Source organism: Streptomyces flavofungini (assembly GCF_041028215.1).
GTDB classification, from domain to species: Bacteria; Actinomycetota; Actinomycetes; order Streptomycetales; family Streptomycetaceae; genus Streptomyces; species Streptomyces flavofungini_B.
The window spans coordinates 1-1,495 of the sequence record NZ_JASKYR010001200.1 but is presented as its reverse complement, the minus strand read 5'-3'; the positions used below and the strand labels follow the sequence as shown (position 1 = coordinate 1,495).

At 69.0% G+C, this 1,495-nt stretch carries 2 protein-coding genes; one reads left to right on the top strand and one right to left on the bottom strand.

The features are described 5' to 3' along the window. Positions 1 to 64: 64 nt before the first annotated feature. The gene (locus tag AB8Z36_RS39725; protein ID WP_369218222.1) at positions 65 to 1,099 is read right to left on the bottom strand and encodes a DUF3068 domain-containing protein; all 1,035 of its coding nucleotides are present in this window, start codon (positions 1,097 to 1,099) and stop codon (positions 65 to 67) included. A gap of 231 nt (positions 1,100 to 1,330) precedes the next feature. Between AB8Z36_RS39725 and AB8Z36_RS39720 the strand changes: the two genes are divergently transcribed. Further along, complete coding sequence (locus AB8Z36_RS39720; RefSeq protein ID WP_369218221.1) at positions 1,331 to 1,483, top strand: hypothetical protein; 153 nt, start codon at positions 1,331 to 1,333, stop codon at positions 1,481 to 1,483. The last annotated feature ends 12 nt before the right edge of the window (positions 1,484 to 1,495 follow it).

The window sequence follows — 1,495 nt, the reverse complement described above, 5'->3', positions numbered from 1 at the left end:
GCCCGGTACCGCGCGGCTACTCACCGAAGTGACAATTTCCGCGCTTTTCCGGTCTGACGCCTCATCACATCGTGCTCGGTTGCAGGGGGCTTCGGGACGTATCAGGATGCGGACTCTTCGGCTCCGTCGATCCGTCCCGGCCGCCGGGGCCGTTCGCACCGTCGTCCTTGCGCCCCCGGACGACCAGTACGATTCCGGCCACCGCGAGCACCGCGCCGAGCGCCCCGGCCACCACCGGCAGCGTCTCGCCGACCAGCTTCAGACGGTCGCTGTCGTCCTTGGCGAGCTTCACCTGCGCCTTCTGCGTCGCCGTGTCGAACGCGATGCGGTCGCTGTCGAGCAGCACCGTGGCGTCCTTGTCCGAGCCCGGCGCCCGCAAGGTCTTCCGCGGCCCGATGGCGGCGTAGATGATCCGGCCGGTGCGCCGGTCCGCGACGAGCTCGATGCCGTGGTTGGCGTAGTACTCGTCGGCGATCACCTGGCTCCGCCGCGGCTGCCCGACCAGCCGCCCCGGCACCTGGCGCGTACCGGTCTTCGTGGCCTTCACCGTGCCCGTGAACCGGTACCCCTCATAGCCCTGGATCTTCTTCGTGCCCCGGTAGGTGAGCGGAACCGTCGCCCCCAGCGTGTTGTCCCACCAGCGGTAGGACCGCTTCTCCACGTCGAAGGGGAACTTCAGGTACGCCTCGCCCTCGAAGTACGGCTCCTCGCCGCAGCAGTGCACCGGGAAGTTCGTCCTCCGGTCGGTGACCCAGCGCTCCTGCGTCCACTGGAGCGCGTCGTGCGGGTCGGCCGCGGGCAGCGAGGAATCGGGGTCGACGGAGGTCACCACGTCCCAGACGGCGCGCCCGTGCTTCTCGCTGTCCTCGACGTCGCCGCGCACCTGCCGGGTGATGGTGAGGTTCTGGCCGCGGACCGTCTTGACCTTGCCGGTGTCGAAGTAGCTTCCCGTGCCCTTGAAGACGGTGGTCGTGTCGATGTCGGTCGGCGTGCGTTTCGCGCGTGGCTCCACGTACCAGGCGAGCATCGGTGCCAGGACCAGAAGAAACGCGCCAAGGCCGAGAAGGATCAGTGAGAGCGGTGAGGTGGTGCGGCGCATGGGGCACTCCTGGGCTGAGGGCGGGAGAAGTGTTACCGAGCCGTACGTATGGGCCGGGAACCGTAGGCGCACCCTTGACGAGGTGTCAATGCGTACCAAAGACTGAGTACTCGCCGGGCGGGGCCGGCAAGGGACTGTGTGACCGGGACTTCACGGTTGTAGCCGTACGACCGTGGCCGTCCCGGGTGTCCAGGGTGGGGACGACCTCCGACAGAGAGGCTGGCCCTCGCCATGCACCGACTGCTCGCCGCTTCGCTCACCGTCGCCGCGGGGGCGCTGCTCGCCGTGGGCGCGGCCCTGGGCATCGTCGCGCTCCTCGACGCCACCCCGGACCAGCCCAATACACCGCTCGTGCACTACGAAACGCCCGAGCGGGGTCAGTGAGCGCCCCATGGC

What these genes read in the sequence shown, in the direction of transcription:
- AB8Z36_RS39720 (WP_369218221.1), top strand. Translation starts at nt 1,331, where the DNA reads ATGCACCGACTGCTCGCCGCTTCGCTCACCGTCGCCGCGGGGGCGCTG.
- AB8Z36_RS39725 (WP_369218222.1), bottom strand. Translation starts at nt 1,099, where the DNA reads ATGCGCCGCACCACCTCACCGCTCTCACTGATCCTTCTCGGCCTTGGC.